This is a genomic window from Terrisporobacter muris (genome assembly GCF_024621905.1).
Lineage (GTDB): Bacteria > Bacillota > Clostridia > Peptostreptococcales > Peptostreptococcaceae > Terrisporobacter > Terrisporobacter muris.
On sequence record NZ_JANKBY010000537.1, the window covers coordinates 1 to 1,503 of the forward strand.

1 protein-coding gene is annotated in these 1,503 nt (G+C 25.2%); it reads right to left on the reverse strand.

The genetic code is table 11. The annotated features are described in order from the left end of the window. Positions 1 to 121: 121 nt before the first annotated feature. Positions 122 to 1,465, reverse strand: coding sequence for an FN3 domain-containing metallophosphoesterase family protein (locus NSA58_RS20075; protein WP_257560920.1), 1,344 nt, complete (start codon positions 1,463 to 1,465; stop codon positions 122 to 124). Between the last annotated feature and the right edge of the window lie 38 nt (positions 1,466 to 1,503).

Genomic DNA, 1,503 nt, shown 5'->3' on the forward strand with positions numbered 1-1,503 from the left:
AAAGAAATTTTTCATTGTAAGTATACTTTTATTTTCATTTTCTCTTTTTTCTCTTTTTGTTTTTATGACCTCATATCCCATCATAGCGTGTGTCAACTTCTTTAAAGTCATTTCTTCTCTTTTATATATGTATAATTATTTTATTATCAATAGGTTTATTCTTATTTGTTTCATAAGTTACTATCTCTATTAAGTTTTCTCTAACCTTAACTACAGTATATGTTGGTATTTCTTCACAATAAATTTTCCTGATATACTTACTTTTATCTTTAGTTTCTTTATAAAACTTACTTCCTGTGGATGAACTTCCTGTTATATAAGTTATTCCCTTACTATCTTTTATTACATCTACTTTATCTTTTGAGTTTGTTAGGGTTTCTACTTCAAAATCCATTATTTTTTTATCTTTTATAGGATAAGTTCTAGAATATATGTGATCATGACTACATAAAGCTAAATCAATATTATTATCCTCTAATATAGATGGAAGATTATTTCTTAATATTTTTATATCTTCATCATCTTTATGTCTCCCTCCTCCATATATATCATGATGAAATACTGCTATTTTCCATTTAATATTTTTATTTTCTTCAACAGTTTCATCAACAAACTTTTTATGTTCACAGATATCTAAATTATTGGTATTAATAAATAAATATAAAGTATTTCCGTAAGTAAAATAATAATCACTACCTGCAACAGTTTTTCCTAAATTAGTTATGTTAGGCATATTAAAATGATTATAAAAATTTTCATTATCCTTATCGTGATTTCCTATGGCATTTGCAATTGGCATATGTCTCAAATAACTTGGTGACAAAAAACCTGAATACTCTAAATTACTTATATCTACCTTAGATTTATTATAATTCTCTTCTTTTGTATTAGTTTCATCTCCCCCACACACTATAAAACTAGGATCGTAACTTTTATTTAATGATTTTCTTATAACTTTATCCCAATTATTCGCATCTTTTTTTATTCCTTCTTCATATGATTTTTTCTTTTTTGATGATGCTCCAATTTGCGGGTCTGCCATAAATATAAAAGAATAATTTTGAAAATCTTTTGTTTCATACTCTAAGGGTTTACTCCATCGCCCATCACACTGATAGGAGTAAATATATGTCGTATTTGCTTTTAAATTTTCAACCGTTACCTTATTACTTGTAAACCCATTCCCCATACTCACACTTTTCCCTTGGTAAATTATTTCTTTTCCACCTTTTTCGCATATCTTTATTTTACTCACTCCATCTGAAAATTTACTATACCAAGAAAAATTAAGCATAGTCTCATTTTTACCTGGCGTTAAACATATTTGTGTAAAATCGTCTAAAAATATTTCATTTTCTCCATAATTAAAAAAATAATTTTTATTCTCTTTGGAAATAGACAATCTAGGAAAAAATATTATAATAGTAATAGACAATAAAATACTAATAATTTTTTTATTTTTCATTTTTCACTCCTAAAATAGTATTTGTTTTTAATATTATT

Coding starts and splice junctions, on each gene's coding strand:
- NSA58_RS20075 (WP_257560920.1), bottom strand. CDS start 1,465: ATGAAAAATAAAAAAATTATTAGTATTTTATTGTCTATTACTATTATA.